This window comes from Gillisia sp. Hel1_33_143, assembly GCF_900104765.1.
Classification (GTDB): domain Bacteria; phylum Bacteroidota; class Bacteroidia; order Flavobacteriales; family Flavobacteriaceae; genus Gillisia.
This window is the reverse complement of record NZ_LT629737.1, coordinates 1,693,436-1,712,226: the sequence shown is the minus strand read 5'-3', so window position 1 is coordinate 1,712,226 and position 18,791 is coordinate 1,693,436. Positions and strand designations below refer to the sequence as shown.

Below are 18,791 nucleotides of genomic sequence, written 5' to 3'. Positions count from 1 at the left end.
ATAAGTAAAAAATCAAACAATGTCAGTTTTAGTAGTAAGTCCGGGGAGAAACCCCGAAGCTTGGGTTAAAGCTTTAAAAAATGAGCACCCGGGAATGAATATTTATGTATATCCAGAAGATCATGATAAGGAAGAGGTGGAATATGCCATTTCTTGGAAGCACCCAAGAGGTATTTTCAAAAATTATCCTAATTTAAAAGTGATAGCTTCTATGGGTGCAGGAGTAGATCATATAACAAGTGATCCAGACATCCCAGAAAATATCAAAATCACTCGTGTTGTAGACGAGCAGCTTACAGAAGATATGAGCGCATTTGTTTTAGCTCTAATCATGGATAAAATGAGAAACATTTCTCATTATTACAGTCAGAAAAATTGGGAACCAACTTCCTATCGAAGTATAGAAAACACTAAGATTGGAATTATGGGATTAGGTGTGCTTGGAAAAGGCGTTGCCAACACCTTAAAAAACGTTGGCTTTAATGTTTATGGCTGGTCTAAATCTACCAAAGATATAGATGGAATACATACTTTTTGCGGAGATGAAAATCTAACAGAATTTTTGAGTAATGCAGAGATATTGGTGTGTTTACTCCCATTAACCCCTGAAACAGAAAACATTTTAAATAAAGAGCTTTTTGAAAAACTACCAAAAGGTGCCCATGTTATTAATGTAGCTCGAGGTGAACATTTGGTAGAACAAGATCTTTTGGAAATGATTGATAGTGAGCAATTATGTGGCGCTAGTCTAGATGTTTTCAGAAAAGAGCCTTTACCACAGGAACATCCCTTTTGGAATCATAGTAAAATTAAGATCACACCGCATATTGCAAGCGTTACGAATCCGAAGAAAGTAGTACCACAAATGGCTGATAATTACGAACGAATGAGCCAAGAGCAAGATCTTTTAAATGTAGTTGAAAGAAAAAAAGGATATTGATCAATTCAATTCCTATAAAATTGTAATAAATAAAAATTATGAACAATCTTAAAACAATTCTAGTAGCTATAGATTTTAATGATGCTATTGGTGAACTTATGGCTTACACAGAAATGTTAGCTTTAAAATTTGAAGCAAAAGTTTGGGTTGTTCATGTTGCTGCTCCACATCCCGATTTTGTTGGTTATGAAGCCGGACCTCAATATATAAGAGATTTTAGAGCAGATGAGTTGAAAGGAGAACATAAACAACTACATGACATTTGTAATACCTTCTTAGCTCCGGAGATTGAAAAAAGTGCTTTGCTAATTCAGGGATCTACTGTAGAAGCCGTATTGGCAGAAGCAAGAAAACTGGAGGTGGATCTTTTAATTGTGGGGAATCACAAGCATAGTTTTCTTCATAATCTGTTATCTGAAAGTGTCTCTTTAGAATTGCTTAAAAATGGCAATATACCATTGCTTACTATTCCAATATCAGAAGAGAATAATTAAATTAAGATCGCTCTTTTAGAATACTAATAGTTACCAACATTTGTCCTATATGCCTTTGACTATGCTCGGCTGCGTGAAAAAGTAAGCCCAAGTGAGTTGAAGGCATTTTTTTTCTTCCTACAGATCTTTCTTCAGTTAGAGTATCTGCATCAACAGTCTTAAAATACTGCAATGCTTCCGAAACCTTAGTATCGAAATCTTGTAATAATTGGATTGTTGAAATCTCAGGATTCTCGGCTCCTTCTTTCTTTAAATGTTTAAATTGAAGATCGCTTAGGTTTTCCTTTCTTGCATATGTAAGCATCCTGTCCAACACTCCCGTTAAGTGTTGTAGATGAAATCCTACCGAAGCCCGTCCTGCAGGTTTTCGCCATAAAAGTTCCTTCGGAAAATTATCTGCATAGCTATGCATATCCTCACCTGCTTGCAGTAAAGCATGCGCTGCCGGTTGCAACAGGTTTGGTATTCCTTGAACAGGACCTCTCAACCAAACTTCCGGTTTTTGTTGAGGTTTTTCAGATTTAATATTTTGATCTTTCATTAGAAATGCAAAATCGGAAAAAATAAAAGAAATAGTATCTTTAGACTTCTTAAATTAAATAATATGCTTCATAAATTTCTTATGGCATTACTTATAGTAATGTCTACCTCTACCATTTTCTCACAGGAAAAGGAAAATAATAAAGACAAAAATGAATCTTGGGATGTTGCAAATCCCTATACAAAAGATTGGAAGATAAATGAAGTGTCCTTAAGCACCGATGAAGGTACTTGGATGGATCTAGATGTAAGTCCAGATGGATCAAAAATCGCTTTTGACTTACTAGGTGATATTTATATTATGCCAATTTCTGGAGGAAAAGCTACTGCTTTAAGAGAAGGAATGCCTTTTGAAGTTCAGCCAAGGTTTAGTCCAGATGGAAAAAGACTCTCTTTTACCAGTGATGCGGGCGGAGGAGATAATATTTGGACTATGAATTTGGATGGTACAGATGCCAAGCAGATCACCAAAGAAGATTTTCATTTACTAAATAATGCGGTTTGGACCAAAGATGGAAATTCTATAATCGCAAGAAAACATTTTACTTCAGAACGTTCTTTAGGGGCAGGAGAAATGTGGCAATATCATATTGCCGGTAGCGCCGGACTTCAACTTACAGAGCGCAAGAATGATCAGCAAGATGTAAATGAGCCTGGTATTTCTCCGGATGGGAGATATCTTTATTATAGTGAAGATATGTACCCTGGTGGAAATTTTCAGTATAACAAAGATCCAAACAAGCAGATCTATGTTATAAAACGCTATGATTTTAAAACAGGAAAAACCGAAACTATTACAGGTGGACCTGGCGGAGCTGCAAGACCAGAAGTTTCTCGAGATGGTAAAAAACTTGCTTTTGTAAAGAGAGTAAGAACAAAATCGGTGTTATTTATTCATGACCTTGAAACAGGAGAAGAATGGCCCATTTATGATAGTTTAAGTAAAGACCAGCAAGAGGCTTGGGCTATTTTTGGTGTATATCCAGGATTCTCATGGATGCCCGGAGACAAAAGTATCGTTTTCTGGAGTGAAGGAAAGATCAAAAATATAAATATTGACAATCTTGAGGTTACCAATATTCCATTTCAAGTAGACACAAAAATTAAAATTGCGGAAGCACACCGCGCTAAGACTCCAGTTTTTGAAAATAAATTCACTCCTAGATCAATTAGAGATGCGGTGACTTCTCCAGATGGAAAAACCTTGATATTTCATGCGGTTGGCTATTTATGGAAAAAGAAGTTACCTAACGGAAAACCTCAGCGACTTACAGAAGGTAAAGATTTTGAATATGAACCTAGTTTCTCACCAAATGGCGATCTAATTGTTTACGTTACTTGGAATGACGAATCTAAAGGGCAGATAAAAACCATGAATATTTCTGGTGGAGATCAAAAAACTATTACTACCCAGAAAAGTATCTACAGAACTCCATCTTTTTCTAACGATGGAAAGTCTATAGTATTTATGAAGGAAGATGGAAACTCAGATCTTGGTCAAACTTTTACCAACGATCCCGGAATCTATCTTATGGATGCTGATGGAAAGAATATGAAAATACTTATTAAAGAAGGTGCTTATCCTGTATTTAATAAAGACGACTCACGAATTATTTATCAAATCGGTGGTACTTTTTTTGGAGAACTCACAAAAAGTTTAAAGAGTATCGATCTAAATGGAAATGATGAACGAACTCATTTTAATTCAAAATATGCCAATAGATTGGTGCCTAGCCCAAACAATGAATGGTTAGTTTTTACAAATTTACATGAAGCTTATTTGGCGCCTTTTGTAATAACCGGAAAGCCTATAGATCTGGATGCTAAAACTAAAACATTCCCAGTGACTAAAATCACTAAGGATGCAGGTGTAAATCTACACTGGTCTAATAATTCCAAACAGGTTCACTGGACTTTAGGTGACGAATATTTCACCAATGAAGTAGCTAACAAATTTACCTATTTAGAAAACTCATCTGATGCTGTTTCACCAATTACCGAGAAAGGGATCAAAATTGGCCTAGAAGCAAAAACTTATGTTCCTTCTGGAGAGATCGCATTCAAAAATGCTCGTATAATTACAATGAATGGTGGGCAAATAATCGAAGATGGAACAATAATTATCAAGGAGAACAAGATCCTTGCCGTTGGAAAATCTTCAGAAGTTAATATTCCGGGCGGAGCTAAAGTTTATGATGTAGCAGGCAAAACCATTATGCCTGGAATAGTAGATGTACATGCTCATCTTGGAGCTTTTAGAGCAGGAATAAGCCCTCAAAAACATTGGCCTGCATATGCAAATCTTGCTTTTGGTGTTACAACCTCTCATGATCCTTCAGCATTAAGTGAAACTGTATTCGGACTTTCAGAATTGGTACAAAGCGGAGAAATGGTAGGACCTAGAATTTTTTCTACAGGAATGATTCTTTATGGAGCCGAGGGAGATTTTAAAGCAGTTATCAATAATTTAGATGACGCAAGATCTGCTTTAAGAAGAACAAAGGCTTATGGAGCCAACTCGGTAAAAAGTTACAATCAGCCTAGAAGAGAGCAACGTCAGCAAATTATGCAGGCTGCAAAAGAGTTAGATATGAATGTAGTTCCGGAAGGAGGAAGTACATTTTTCACCAATATGAGTATGATCATGGATGGACATACGGGAATTGAGCATAACATACCTGTAGCTCCAGTATATAAAGACGTATTAACTCTTTGGGGAAATAGCAAAACCGGCTACACCCCTACTCTAATTGTAAATTATGGTGGCATTAACGGAGAATATTATTGGTACCAAAAGACCAATGTTTGGGAAAACGAAAGGTTATTGAACTTTACTCCAAGATATATTGTAGATTCTAGATCTAGAAACCGTACAATGGTGCCAGATGAAGAATACGAGAATGGACCGATCTTAGTATCAAAAGCAGTTAAAAAATTAGCAGATGCCGGTGTAAAAGTAAATCTTGGAGCCCACGGACAATTACAAGGTCTTGGTGCACATTGGGAATTGTGGTTATTACAAATGGGAGGCATGAGTAATATGGAAGCTTTAAGATCTGCCACCATTACCGGAGCTCATTACTTAGGAATGGATAAGGAAATTGGATCTTTAGAAGTTGGAAAACTTGCCGATCTGATCGTGTTGGATAAAAATCCTTTAGAGGATATTCAAAACTCCAATTCTGTAATTTACACTATGGTAAATGGAAGACTTTTTGATTCTGAAACCATGAATGAAATTGGAAATCATCCTAAAGAAAGAAGTAAATTTTATTGGGAAAACAGCAAATATAACCAAGCATTTCCTTGGCATGAAAGCACTAAAAGCTTTACTACCCCACACGGTTTTATATGCGATTAAAATAAACATAACATTAAAAACCCATAAGTATATAATATGCTATGGGTTTTTCTATTTTATATAAGAATGCAAACAGTACTACATTATTCCCTTCATTTTCTGGCTATTGGCATAATAGCTTATTTATATGATAAAAAGAATTGGAAACGAAATTGGTTGATCCTAATTGCAACCATGCTGGTAGATCTAGATCATCTTTTAGCAGTTCCCATCTTTGCTCCTAATAGATGCAGTATTGGTTTCCACCCTTTACATTCTGAGGTGGCTATTGCAACTTACATTCTTGGAATCATCTTTACAAAGAATAAAATATTGAGATTAATCTTCATAGGACTTCTCTTTCACATGATCACAGATTTTATTGATTGTCTTTGGATGTTTTCTAAATGTTCTGGTTGCTATGAGAACTCTGAAGTTTTTAAATGGTTTAAGATTTTAAGAAATTGAAATTGATTACAGCCCTGCCGCAGCGTCTGAAAGCTTGTTCAGGGCTTCAGTAATTTGATTTATAACATCTACTTTTCCTTCAATTTGATGTCTTTTAGCAAGATAAGAAGGATCATTATAAGAAATATTCACGGTACCATCTTCTGCTTCCCAAACCAACATTTTCTGTGGCAGATCTAAACCTATAGCTTGCTTATCCTGCATCAATGGTGTTCCAAGATTTGGGTTTCCGAAAATAATGACTTTAGTTGGCCTTAACTCTAATGATACTTTGGCTGCATTTGCTTGATGATCTAATTGAGCAATTACTTTTAGATTATCATTAGTAGAAATACTATTTAGCAAAGTGTTATAAGTAGTTTCAAAATTTTGAGCACTTTCTTTAGAAATTACACCTTCTTTGAAATCCACTCCTACTTTTGTTGCACTTTGAACATCTGAAGATGTAGAAGATTTAGTTAAATTTTCTAAAGCAGTTGAAATTTTATCTAAAGTAGAAACTCCTCCCAAATTGTGCCTAGACTCTAAATATTGAGCGCTGTTATAAATAACGTAAACAGAATCTGCAGAATTTTGAATAAATAAAACCTTTTGTGGAAGATCTAATCCTGCTAATTGATTCTTTTGCATTAAAGGAGTTCCAAGTGCAGGATTTCCAAAGAAAACAATTCTTATAGGATTAAGTACACTTCCTATAGAACTAGCGTTTGATGAATGATCTACCTCTGCAACTATGGTTATAGCATCGTTCGAATTGAGCGATTCTAAAAATGTGGAATAGGTTTCCATAAAATTATTCTTACTTACAGCATATTTTGTTCCCACTACATTTGGTGCCTCAGTTTGAGTTATTACATCGTCTGTATCATCAGTATTACTGCAAGACCCAAATATTCCAATAAAAACCGTCAAAATTAAATACTTGTACATATTGATTTTTTGTTTTTTTGTAAGATATCTTAATGATTCGTAGTGTGATTTTAGTTTGTATAAAATTAACCTCAACTGTTAAACTTATTAAAGAATTTAGATGCTACCTATTATCAATGCACGGTTGTTTTTTCAGGAAAACTTGTATCTTTATCCACTTTAAATTAATTTCAAGAGCTTCAACTCTAACTAGCCATTAAATATAAATTATGCACGTAGCCATTGCGGGAAATATAGGGGCAGGAAAAACCACCCTTACCAAATTATTAGCAAAACATTACCAATGGGAACCTCAATTTGAAGATGTACTTGAAAATCCATATTTAGAAGATTTCTATAATAAAATGGAACGATGGTCTTTCAATTTACAGATATACTTTTTAAATAGTAGATTTAGACAGGTGCTTCAGATTAGAGAGAGCGGAAAAAATATCATTCAGGATAGAACCATATATGAAGATGCGCATATATTTGCTCCCAATCTTCATTCTATGGGATTAATGCCTAATAGGGATTTCGAAAATTATAAATCTCTTTTTGACCTTATGGAAAGCGTTGTTCAAGGACCAGACCTTTTAATTTATCTAAGAAGCAGCATTCCAAATCTGGTTTCTCAAATTCATAAACGAGGTAGAGATTATGAAAATTCTATCTCTATTGATTATCTTAGTAGATTAAATGAGCGCTACGAGGCCTGGATTCATAATTACGACAAAGGGAACTTACTTATTATAGATGTAGATGATATCAACTTTGTGGATGAACCTGAGGATCTCGGAAATATAATTAATAAGATAGATGCCGAAATAAACGGCTTATTTTAATAAATGTTGTTATGAGCAATTCAAAAAGAAGACCTAATCATAAAGGATCGGCTAAATTATTTTCTAACCCGATCTTAGAGAAACTTACACACACTCATATTGCTGCACCTTTAATAATTTTCACGGTGATATCTGCAATTCTTATCTATTTCGGAATTGTTGAAAAAGGTTTTGAAGTCCCTAACATGATCTTACTATTCTTAGGCGGCTTGTTCTTTTTTACATTTATAGAATATCTTATGCATAGGTATTTATACCACCTTCCTGTTACCAATCCAAAAAGGGAAAAATTTGTATATACTATGCACGGTGTTCATCATGATTATCCAAAAGATAAAGACAGATTGGCCATGCCTCCTGTTTTAAGCTTAATATTAGCTACTATATTTTTTGTAATATATAGAGGTATTATGGGCGATTATGCCTTTGGATTTTTAGCTGGTTTCTTAATGGGTTATACAGCTTACTTAGGAGTACACTACTCTGTGCATGCCTTTAAGGTTCCTAACAATTTTCTAAAGATCTTATGGCATCACCATAGTATTCATCATTATAGAGAGCCAGATAGAGCTTATGGAGTTTCGTCTCCGCTATGGGATGTAGTATTTGGAACTATGCCAAGAAAATCTCCTGTAGAAGCTGCAGGAAAATAAAAAAAGGGAGCTAAAATAGCTCCCTTTTTTTATATGATTATATTTTAATTCTATATCCAACCATTTTCTCTTGCATGAGCCTCTGCATCTATAGAATTCTCTACCATTAAAACAGGAACAGATTTAAATCCATCTATAACCCCTTGTACACGCCTCATACTTTTTTTGTGGGTTACGCTTCTTAAATAGATTGCCAAGATCCTATCTGCATATTTTTCTGCAATTTCTGTATAAATAGTAGCGTCGTGCTCTCCACTATCTCCAATCAAAATAAAATTTAGCTCAGGATAGGTATTCAAGATATTTATGATCTCTTTTTGCTTATGAGGTTTTTCTGGTTTTAAAGACTGATCAAAAGGGCCTCTAAAGTTTCTTAATAACATTGGTCCTTTTGGAAACTTATTAAAATCTAAAAACAATTTAAGATATTGATATAAGTTCCACGGACTATTACTTAAATAAAACATTGGGTTCTTATTTTTACCACTTTTTCCCAGATGAAATTTTTGATATAGTTCTGCTGCTCCTTTTAATGGTATCCTATCATATGCATTTGTTAACAGAGAATTTTTAAGCAACCTCCATTTAAGAAAAGAAGTCACCCCTGTGTGCATTATAGTATCATCTATATCACTTATTACTCCGTATTCCGCATTTTTCTCTGGTATAAGTAATTCTCCCTGAAAATGATCATTTACCAAAGTGGTGTTCGGGGCTATTTCATTCTCATAGAATATTTCTGCTGTTAACCAACCTTCTTCATTTACAAAATTAGAAAGATCTATAGTAGTTTTCTCATCAAACAAGTAGTAGCCTTCTCCATTGGTTGTTCCTTGCAGTTGTATCTCCTCTCCTACCTTAACTCTAATCTTAGCATTTCTTATCTCATAACTGTTAAACTGCTTGTATGCATTTTTGAGATTAGTAAAAATGTTTTGATCTTCAAGAATTTTAAGAGGCACATCATCCAACGCTCTCCCTAGTAAATATAGATGATGACTGGTGCCGTAACTTCTATAAGGGGTTATAAGAACATTATCGATCTTGTTTTCACCAAATAGTTTCTTTATTCTTTTGAGCATGATAATATTTAAAAATTAAAAGAAGGGGTAATTTACTATTATTACAATCTACCAAAGATTTTAGGCAGCAATTTTAGATAAACTTTAAGAGAAGCCAGTCTAGGTTGAAAAGTTCTATATAAAATGAATAATTTTTCTAGAAGTTTTAGAGCAAATTAATTAGCTGATATTTAATAATTGGTGAGCAAAAATTTTGTTTTTATTATTACAGCTTTAACTACTACCAATTCTTTTACAGATTAATTTTGATGGATAACCATTAAAAATTAAACCATCATGAAAAATTTAGAAGATTTATTTGAACATCAATTAAAAGACCTTTACAGTGCTGAAAGTCAACTTTTGGATGCCTTACCAAAAATGGTAAAAGCAGCTCATGATTCACAATTAAAGAAAGCTTTTGAAGGGCATTTAGAATAAACCAAGATTCATAAAGAGCGTATTGAAGAGGTTTGTGAAGAGTTATCTATTAAACCAACGGGAGAAAAATGCAAAGCTATGGAAGGTCTTATTAGAGAAGCACAATCTATGATAGATGAAAAGGCAGATCCTGAAGTTAAAGATGCAGGATTAATTGCTGAAGCTCAGCGTGTAGAACATTATGAGATCTCAGGTTATGGTACTGCTGTGCGTTTTGCCAAAGAACTGGGGCATGATAAAATTGCGAAAAAATTACAAAAAACATTAGACGAGGAATATAATGCAGATCAAAAATTGGACGATCTTGCAGAAAAGCGTTTAAATAAAAAAGCAAAAGAATAAGTTCGCTTTAATTTCTGAACTAAAAAAAAGATCTTCAATCGTTGTGACTGAAGATCTTTTGATTTATTAAGTCTTATAAAAATTATTACATATTATCTAAGCTTTCCTGTACTTCTTCTCTAGAACCGGAAAAGGTTTTAACTTTTACATCTGTCTCTCCATCTTTAATGGTGGTAGTTCTAACTTTAGCTATTGTATTATTCCCTTCTGAAGTGATATTAACTTCTACTTGTTTTGTTGAATTTAAGTTGGAATCTGAGGTGATAGTTTCTGTTTGCAATGTAGATGCTTCTCCATTAATAGCATCAATATCTCCTACAGAATTTCCTCCTAGAATAGGAGCAATTACTAAACCTATAAGGCATGTTAGTTTAATAAGGATATTCATAGATGGGCCCGAGGTGTCTTTAAAAGGATCTCCAACGGTATCTCCGGTTACCGCCGCTTTATGAGCTTCAGAACCTTTATAGGTCATCTCTCCATTTATAAGAACTCCAGCTTCAAAAGATTTTTTAGCATTGTCCCAGGCTCCTCCTGCGTTATTCTGAAAAATCGCCCATAATACCCCGCTCACAGTTACTCCAGCCATATAACCTCCTAACATTTCTGCAATTAAAATATTTTCATAACCAAAAAGCATTGGGAAAAACGCAATTAAGATTGGAAATCCTATTGTAAGAACTCCCGGTAATAACATTTCTTTTAGTGCAGCATCTGTAGAGATCGCTACGCACTTATCGTATTCAGGTTTTCCGGTTCCCTCCATAATTCCTGGAATCTCTTTAAACTGTCTTCTTACTTCGTTTACCATCTCCATAGCAGCCTTTCCTACAGAATTCATTGCCAATGCAGAGAATACTACCGGCACCATTCCTCCAACAAATAACATTGCTAGCACTGGAGCTTTAAAAATATTGATCCCATCTATTCCAGTAAAAGTAACATAAGCCGCAAACAAAGCTAAAGATGTTAACGCTGCAGAGGCAATAGCAAAACCTTTTCCAGTAGCCGCTGTGGTATTCCCTACAGAGTCTAAAATATCTGTACGCTCGCGCACTTCTGCAGGTAATTCACTCATTTCTGCAATACCACCAGCATTGTCAGAAATAGGTCCAAAAGCATCTATAGCTAATTGCATGGCAGTTGTGGCCATCATTGCTGAAGCTGCTATGGCAACACCATAAAATCCTGCAAGGGCGTATGATGCCCATATTGCTGCAGCAAATAATAAAACTGAAGAAAAAGTAGAGATCATTCCTGTTGCTAAACCGGCAATAATATTGGTTCCTGCACCTGTACTGGATTTCTGTACTATGGAGAGCACTGGTTTTTTACCAAGTCCTGTATAATATTCTGTGACTGCAGATATAAATCCTCCTACTCCCAATCCAACTAAAGTGGCATAGAAAACTCTCATAGAAGAAATACTTTTATATTCAAACCCCTCTTGGCCGCCTACAAAGAATCCCATTGTCATAGTTTCTGCAGGTAGTAACATTCTAACCAGAAAGAAACATGCCACCATCACTAAAACTATAGATACCCAGTTTCCAATATTAAGAGCCTGCTGAACTTCCTTCTCTTTAGCTGAGTTACTACTGATCTTTACCAACAGGGTTCCTGCAATAGAAATAATAATTCCTACTCCTGCAATTGCCATTGGCAGTAAAATAGGACCAATTCCTCCAAATCCTTCCTGAATTATATCTCCACCCATGTCTTTTATAACATAATTCCCAAGAACCATGGCCGCTAATACGGTTGCTACATAACTTCCAAAAAGATCTGCGCCCATTCCAGCAACATCTCCCACGTTATCCCCAACATTATCTGCTATGGTTGCAGGGTTCCTTGGATCGTCTTCTGGAATTCCGGCTTCCACCTTACCCACAAGATCTGCACCCACATCTGCAGCTTTGGTATAGATTCCTCCTCCAACTCTCGCAAATAACGCAATAGATTCTGCTCCTAAAGAAAATCCTGCCAGCGTTTCCAATACTATTGTCATTTGATCTGTATTAGTCCAAACGCCACCCATGAAATAATGATAGAAAAATATAAAGAAGGAAGTGAGCCCCAAAACTGCTAATCCTGCCACACCCAACCCCATAACGGTTCCTCCACTAAAAGCTACTTTTAAAGCTTGTGGCAAACTGGTTCTTGCCGCCTGAGTAGTTCTTACGTTAGTTTGTGTTGCAATTTTCATCCCCATATTCCCTGCCAAGGCAGAAAAGAAAGCTCCGAAGATAAAAGCTACTACAATAAGCCAATGTGTAGTGGGTACTATAAACGAAACAACCGCTAAGGCTATACTTGCGGCTATTACAAAAAAGGTAAGTATTTTGTATTCAGATTTTAAAAAAGCTAATGCACCTTCATAGATGTGAGTAGCTATTTCATTCATTTTTCCGTCTCCGGCGTCCTGTTTTAATACCCAAGACTTTTTAATCCACATGTAAATTAGACCGAAAATGGCCAAAACAATAGGCACATAAATCATTATTGACTCCATATTAGCTTGTTAATTATTAGTTAATTAAGCTAATGTAGTGAAACGTAGATAATTAAAAAAGCAATAACTTTTTAAGGTTATTGCTTTTAAATATTTAATGATTATGTAAAAGGATTGGGTTTATATCCCAAATCTCTCCTTATCACCTTCATAATTCTTATATCTGTCGATACATTGTTGAATAATTTCTTTTGCTTCAGCAGCATTTCCCCATCCACCAACATCTACTTTTTTCTTTTCAAGATCTTTGTAAACTTTAAAGAAATGCTCGATCTCTTTAGTAAGGTGACCATTAAGTTCTGGAAGATCATTAATTCTATTCCAGATAGGATCTGAAACCGGCACACAGATAATTTTCTCATCCGGACCTTTCTCATCTGCCATATGGAATACTCCAATTGGTTTAACTTCCATTACAATTCCTGGAAAAGTTGGTTCTGCAACCAATACCAATACGTCTAGCGGATCGCTGTCTAACGCAAGGGTATTTGGAATAAAACCATAATCTGCAGGGTACATCATAGAAGAAAAGATCATTCTATCATAACGAACTTTCTTTAATTCAAAATCATACTCATACTTATTTCTACTCCCTTTAGGGATTTCTATCAATACATCAAAAGTCTCAGACATTGTATACGTGTTTATTATTCTATTTTCGAGGGCGCAAATATAGCACATTTCAACCTTAAAATCATTATTTAAAAGTGAAATCCGAAAGCTGCTGTTACCCCAAAAGATCTAGCGTCTACATTATTAAAATAATTCCCTCTAAAATGGGCGTCTATTCTAATAAATTTTAAAATATTTCCTATTCCTACGCTATACTCATAATATGGCTCATTACTAGGAGCTATAAGCTCTAAGCCAGAAGCATCTAATCTTTTATTATCATCCGAAAGTTCTCCCCATACTCCTTTCACCCCAACAATCTCCCTTAGATTAAGGTCTCTTAGAAGCGGAACTCTAGAGAACAGTCTTCCATTAAAATTGTGTTCAAAATGAACTGCAGCATAGGTATCTGTAACAAACTCATAGAAATTAAGAAGCGAAAAAGTGTTGAATAATTGAAAATAGGTCTGATTTCCAGGAACCACATTTAGAAGACCCAGTGGAACTTCTCCAAAAGTTTTTCCTGCTTCCAAACTAAAATTGGCTTTCCCAAAACCTCCAACCATCCATGGCTGATTATAAAATAATTGAACCTTCTTATAATTAAAATCGCTATTGAAATAGTCTTTTACTCCAACGCTATAATTAAGAAAGAATGTTGGAAAATCTCCTTCATTCACTACATTTCGCTCTACGCCGTATCCAGAAGTTTCTCTTCCAGGAGTAAAACTAACAATGGTAGAGATCTCTGTTTGATTTATATTAGAAGCAGTTTGGGTTCTGGCTTCATCTGTATAATAATCTAAGCTAAAAGTTGGAGAAGCAGGTTTTAAGAATCTATAGGATGCCCCCACCCTAAATGTGAAATTTTTGAAAGGTTCTATTTCCAAAGCTAATACCGAAAGATTTATAGAACTAAGCTTGTCATTATTTCCCACATTAATAAGTGATGAAGAAGCTAAACTTCTGCCTAATACATCTGTAGAATTGGTAAGATTGGTTCCTAATTGCTCTATATCTCTTCTATTTCCTCCAGATAAGGTTAATCTAGATCTTCTATCTAATAATACTTTTCCAGAGATCCCATATTTAAATTGATTGTCTTTAAATCCATAGGCTCCATATCCTTCTAATCTCCAAAGATCATTAAAACCAAAATAAGTTCTACCACCGGCACGTAATCTAAGGCCTTCAACATCGTTGAAACCTACCGTAGAATAGATGGGACCAAAGTCAAAATCATTTAATTCTATATAACCAGTAGCAAGCGTGGTGGTAACATCGTAAATCCTATTAAATGCCTTTACAGTTTGTAAGGTATCTATAAGATCATATACCCCTCGCTCATCTCCATTTAAGGATTCAAGCCTATTCTCGGCCCAAAACTCATCGCTCTTATCGTACTTGGTTTCTTGAAATTTATTTAAAGGCCTATTGTAGAATTCTGCAGATTTCTTTTTATTGAATTCATAATTATCATAGAGAACAGTACGCTTTCCGTAAACTCCTCGAGCATCTTTTTTCTTTTGAAGTGCAAAGTTTGCTTGAAAGAAATCTCTAGTCATTAAGAAAACAGAATCATTTAAAACATCAAATTCCTGTTCTATATATACACCATTTACCCAATTTATATTGGCACTTTCATCCATCTCAAGATTAATCTTCTTCACCGCCCAAGTAGTATCATTTACCCAAAAATCTCCACTAAAGGTTAATTCATTCTTTCTTCTTGGATAATATAAGATGTTATAGCACCATTTATCACCAATAAATGAGCTATCTCGTAATACATAATTGTAATTATTAACACCTGTAGTAGAAAGTGGACTTATAAAACTTTTATCGAAGAACTGTAAATAGTTATCGTAAATATCTACCTCATCATAAATATCTTTAAGATCTGAGATCAAGGTTTGATTTTTGCTAAATCCAGAATTCTTATTTCCAAGTAACTCTTCTCTTAACTGGCCGTTAGTATTATCTCCATAAACTTTAGAAACTGCTTCATTTAAGAAAATTGGCAAATAAGCTTTACCGGTAAAAGCATTAGTATCTAGATCATCAAATATAAATTCCATCCCGTTAAAAATAGGACTTTCAACCAGTGCGCTATCTATAGAATTTAGATCGAATTCTAGCTTCTCATACCTTCTATATTGATATTGATCAAACTCCTTTACACCATTCTTTCTTCTATTTTCCCATATCTTCCGAAGTATATCTATTGCCGGATTGTTCTTTTTTGAAGTTTTACCGCGATAGATCACAACTTCATCCAAAGATTCTGAGGCTTCTTTTAATACCACCTTTAAATTGAGATTATCCCCATTCTTTAATGGAACTTCTAAAGTGGTATATCCTATATAAGAAATCTCTAGTGCTTTGTAACTTTTCTTAGACTCTAAATAAAAATCTCCATTCTCACTAGAGGTAGTTCCCTCAGAAGAATTTAAGAATATAACATTAACAAATGGCAATGGAATTCCAGATTCATCTACCACTTTCCCCTCAATTCTGGTTTGAGAAAAAGCAAAGAAAGATACTAGAAATAATAAGGAAAAGGCAAGGAAGTTTTTCATAATAGGGCAAAAAAAAGCTTCATCTGTTAAGATGAAGCCGCAAAGATATGTTTATCTTATTACTTGTAAAGCACCTTTTTCACAGCTTTAACAACATCTTCACTATTTGGCAACCATTCTTTGAATAGTTCTGGTGAATATGGCGCTGGAGTATCTGCCGTATTGATCTTTATAATAGGGGCATCCAAATAATCAAAAGCATTTGCTTGCACCTGATAGGTTATTTCTGTAGCAATATTTCCAAAAGGCCATGCCTCTTCTAAGATCACTAATCTGTTTGTTTTCTTCACAGACTTCAATATAGTGTCATGGTCCATAGGGCGGATAGTTCTAAGATCTATGATCTCACAAGAAATATTTTCTTTTTCTAATTCTTCTGCAGCTTTGTAAGCTTCTTTGATGATCTTACCAAAAGAAACTATAGTTACATCTGTTCCTTCTCTTTTAATATCTGCAACTCCTAAAGGAATAGTGTATTCTTCTTCAGGCACTTCTCCCTTGTCACCATACATTTGCTCGCTCTCCATAAAGATAACAGGATCATCATCTCTAATTGCAGATTTCAATAAACCTTTAGCATCGTATGGATTTGATGGAATTACCACTTTAAGTCCAGGACAGTTTGCATACCAGCTTTCAAAAGCTTGAGAGTGGGTAGCAGCTAATTGACCTGCAGAAGCTGTTGGCCCTCTAAAAACGATAGGAATATTAAATTGCCCACCACTCATTTGGCGCATCTTAGCAGCGTTGTTGATAATTTGATCTATTCCAACTAAAGAGAAATTAAAAGTCATGAACTCCACAATTGGCCTATTGCCATTCATAGCACTTCCAATAGCAATTCCAGAAAAACCTAGCTCTGCAATTGGAGTATCAATTACACGATCTGGACCAAACTCATCCAACATCCCTTTAGACGCTTTATAAGCTCCATTATATTCTGCCACTTCTTCTCCCATTAAATAAATGGTATCATCTTTACGCATCTCCTCGCTCATTGCCTGTTGAACGGCTTCTCTAAACTGAATTGTCTTCATTCTATGATAAAATATTAATTGTAGACTTAAAAAAACAAAAATAGTAATTCAAAAAAGTTTAACTACTACTTCTAGATAAAATATTTACTATGCATGCATAGTAAATTTCGATTTAATTTCCTTATCTTCGTAAACATTAAAAATAAATCATTCAAAAAGAGTATATAGATGAAAATATTAGTGTGTATTAGTCACGTACCGGACACTACTTCAAAGATCAATTTTACAGATAATGATACCCAGTTTGATACTAATGGGGTTCAGTTTGTAATAAATCCTAATGATGAATTTGGTCTAACCCGTGCTATGTGGTTTAAAGAAAAGCAAGGTGCAAGTGTAGATGTAGTAAATGTGGGAGGTGCAGAAACAGAACCTACATTGAGAAAAGCTTTAGCAATTGGAGCAGATAATGCTATTAGAGTAAATACTCCTGCTACAGATGGATTTCAGGTTGCAAAACAACTTGCCAATGTAGCAAAAGAAGGTGGATATGATTTAATAATTGCCGGAAGAGAATCTATTGATTATAATGGAGGAATGGTACCAGGAATGTTAGCAGCTTTGCTTAGCGCAAATTTTGTAAACACATGCATAGGTATTGAAATTGAAGGAACTGAAGCTAAAGCCATTCGTGAGATTGACGGGGGTAAAGAAAGTGTTACTACTTCTTTACCATTAGTAATTGGTGGACAAAAAGGATTGGTAGAAGAGAGCGATCTTAGAATACCAAACATGAGAGGGATTATGCAAGCGCGTAAAAAACCTCTTAATGTAGTTGCTCCGATAGAGGTAGTTGCTCAAACAGAGGCTGAAAAGTTTGAAAAACCAGCACCTAAAGGAGCTGTGAAATTGATCGATCCAGACAATTTAGATGAATTGATCAACCTATTGCACAATGAAGCAAAAGTGATCTAATTATTGCCTTTTCAAATTGAGAGATCGATTTAATGATAATGCATAATCAGAATTCATTTATTCAATAACAAAAAATTAAAGATATGTCAGTTTTAGTATATATAGAATCCGAAGACGGAAAATTTAAAAAAGCATCTTTTGAGGTAGCTTCTTACGCTAGAGAAGTTGCACAAATGTTGCAAACTACTGTTACCGCAGTAACTTTTAATGTAGAAAACACTTCAGAACTTGGAACTTATGGAGTAGATAAAGTTTTAAAAGTAAATAACGATAAATTATCAAACTTTAATGCTGAAGCTTATGCAGATGTTCTAACACAAGCTGCAAAGAAAGAAGAAACTAAAGTGTTGGTACTTAGCCAAAGTGCTAATAGCAAATATTTAGCACCACTTTTAGCAGTGCATTTAAATGCTGGGTATGCTTCTAATGTTGTTGCATTACCAGAAAGCCAAAGTCCATTTGTTGTTAAAAGAACAGCATTTACTAACAAGGCATTCAATTTCACAAAAATTGATACAGATGTTAAGATCATAGGGCTATCTAAGAATGCTTTTGGTCTAAAGGAAAATCAAGCTTCTGCAACTTCAGAAGATTTTGACGCAACGCTTACAGCAGAAGATTTTTCTGTTAAAGTTACCAATGTAGATAAAGCTAAAAATACCGTGACTATTGCAGATGCAGAAATTGTTGTTTCTGGTGGTAGAGGACTTAAAGGACCTGAAAACTGGGGTATGATAGAAGAATTAGCAGATACTCTTGGAGCAGCTACCGCTTGTTCCAAACCTGTAAGCGATATGGGATGGAGACCTCATAGCGAGCACGTAGGGCAAACTGGTAAACCTGTAGCTTCTAACTTATACATTGCTATTGGTATCTCTGGAGCTATCCAACACTTAGCAGGAATCAACTCTTCTAAAACTAAAGTCGTTATAAATAATGACCCGGAAGCACCTTTCTTTAAAGCTGCAGATTACGGAGTAGTAGGAGATGCGTTTGAGATTATACCAAAGCTTAATGAAAAACTAAAAGAATTTAAAGCGAAAAACGCATAATTTTTTTAACTTGCACCCCTTAAAAGGGCTGTCTAAATATGGTAACATTGT

The 18,791-nt window shown here is 34.9% G+C and carries 15 protein-coding genes and 1 pseudogene; 9 read left to right on the top strand and 7 right to left on the bottom strand.

Annotated elements, in window-relative coordinates:
* Positions 1-19 precede the first annotated feature (19 nt).
* Entirely contained in the window at positions 20-940 is a 921-nt protein-coding gene (locus BLT84_RS07835) for a 2-hydroxyacid dehydrogenase (RefSeq protein ID WP_091264119.1), read from the top strand.
* Positions 941-978: 38 nt separating this feature from the next.
* On the top strand, positions 979-1,434 hold the full coding sequence (locus BLT84_RS07830) for a universal stress protein (protein ID WP_091264116.1): 456 nt from the start codon (positions 979-981) through the stop codon (positions 1,432-1,434).
* Between the two features lies 1 nt (position 1,435).
* On the opposite strand, the gene BLT84_RS07825 is transcribed toward BLT84_RS07830, so the two are convergent.
* Positions 1,436-1,975 carry a DinB family protein gene (locus BLT84_RS07825; RefSeq protein ID WP_091264113.1) on the bottom strand — a complete coding sequence of 180 codons (540 nt, stop codon included), beginning with the start codon at positions 1,973-1,975 and terminating at the stop codon, positions 1,436-1,438.
* Positions 1,976-2,038: 63 nt separating this feature from the next.
* Between BLT84_RS07825 and BLT84_RS07820 the strand changes: the two genes are divergently transcribed.
* Together BLT84_RS07820 and BLT84_RS07815 are read left to right on the top strand one after the other, a co-directional pair.
* Entirely contained in the window at positions 2,039-5,335 is a 3,297-nt protein-coding gene (locus tag BLT84_RS07820; protein WP_091264109.1) for an amidohydrolase family protein, read from the top strand.
* Positions 5,336-5,401: 66 nt separating this feature from the next.
* Complete coding sequence (locus BLT84_RS07815) at positions 5,402-5,782, top strand: DUF6122 family protein (RefSeq protein WP_091264106.1); 381 nt, start codon at positions 5,402-5,404, stop codon at positions 5,780-5,782.
* 6 nt (positions 5,783-5,788) lie between these two features.
* On the opposite strand, the gene BLT84_RS07810 is transcribed toward BLT84_RS07815, so the two are convergent.
* Positions 5,789-6,712, bottom strand: coding sequence for a DUF302 domain-containing protein (locus BLT84_RS07810; RefSeq protein ID WP_091264103.1), 924 nt, complete (start codon positions 6,710-6,712; stop codon positions 5,789-5,791).
* A gap of 209 nt (positions 6,713-6,921) precedes the next feature.
* On the opposite strand from BLT84_RS07810, the gene BLT84_RS07805 reads away from it, so the two are divergent.
* Positions 6,922-7,536, top strand: a complete 615-nt coding sequence (locus BLT84_RS07805; protein ID WP_091264100.1) for a deoxynucleoside kinase — start codon at positions 6,922-6,924, stop codon at positions 7,534-7,536.
* Between the two features lie 11 nt (positions 7,537-7,547).
* Complete coding sequence (locus BLT84_RS07800) at positions 7,548-8,189, top strand: sterol desaturase family protein (RefSeq protein WP_034889789.1); 642 nt, start codon at positions 7,548-7,550, stop codon at positions 8,187-8,189.
* Between the two features lie 50 nt (positions 8,190-8,239).
* Here BLT84_RS07800 and BLT84_RS07795 read toward each other — a convergent pair whose 3' ends face one another.
* Entirely contained in the window at positions 8,240-9,271 is a 1,032-nt protein-coding gene (locus BLT84_RS07795) for an App1 family protein (RefSeq protein WP_091264096.1), read from the bottom strand.
* A 276-nt stretch (positions 9,272-9,547) separates the two neighbouring features.
* Here BLT84_RS07795 and BLT84_RS07790 point away from each other — a divergent pair.
* Positions 9,548-10,033: pseudogene (locus tag BLT84_RS07790) on the top strand (ferritin-like domain-containing protein).
* An 85-nt stretch (positions 10,034-10,118) separates the two neighbouring features.
* Here BLT84_RS07790 and BLT84_RS07785 read toward each other — a convergent pair.
* The 4 genes from BLT84_RS07785 to BLT84_RS07770 all read right to left on the bottom strand — a co-directional run bounded on the left by BLT84_RS07785 (position 10,119) and on the right by BLT84_RS07770 (position 16,773).
* A complete protein-coding gene (locus BLT84_RS07785; RefSeq protein ID WP_091264093.1) occupies positions 10,119-12,545 on the bottom strand; it encodes a sodium-translocating pyrophosphatase in 2,427 nt (808 codons plus the stop codon).
* 120 nt (positions 12,546-12,665) lie between these two features.
* A complete protein-coding gene (locus BLT84_RS07780) occupies positions 12,666-13,178 on the bottom strand; it encodes an inorganic diphosphatase (RefSeq protein WP_034889776.1) in 513 nt (170 codons plus the stop codon).
* 68 nt (positions 13,179-13,246) lie between these two features.
* The gene (locus BLT84_RS07775; RefSeq protein WP_091264089.1) at positions 13,247-15,736 is read right to left on the bottom strand and encodes a DUF5686 and carboxypeptidase-like regulatory domain-containing protein; all 2,490 of its coding nucleotides are present in this window, start codon (positions 15,734-15,736) and stop codon (positions 13,247-13,249) included.
* Positions 15,737-15,795: 59 nt separating this feature from the next.
* Positions 15,796-16,773, bottom strand: coding sequence for a pyruvate dehydrogenase complex E1 component subunit beta (locus BLT84_RS07770; protein WP_091264086.1), 978 nt, complete (start codon positions 16,771-16,773; stop codon positions 15,796-15,798).
* Positions 16,774-16,941: 168 nt separating this feature from the next.
* Between BLT84_RS07770 and BLT84_RS07765 the strand changes: the two genes are divergently transcribed.
* The gene (locus tag BLT84_RS07765; protein ID WP_091264082.1) at positions 16,942-17,688 is read left to right on the top strand and encodes an electron transfer flavoprotein subunit beta/FixA family protein; all 747 of its coding nucleotides are present in this window, start codon (positions 16,942-16,944) and stop codon (positions 17,686-17,688) included.
* A gap of 83 nt (positions 17,689-17,771) precedes the next feature.
* The gene (locus BLT84_RS07760) at positions 17,772-18,740 is read left to right on the top strand and encodes an electron transfer flavoprotein subunit alpha/FixB family protein (protein ID WP_091264079.1); all 969 of its coding nucleotides are present in this window, start codon (positions 17,772-17,774) and stop codon (positions 18,738-18,740) included.
* Positions 18,741-18,791 lie beyond the last annotated feature (51 nt).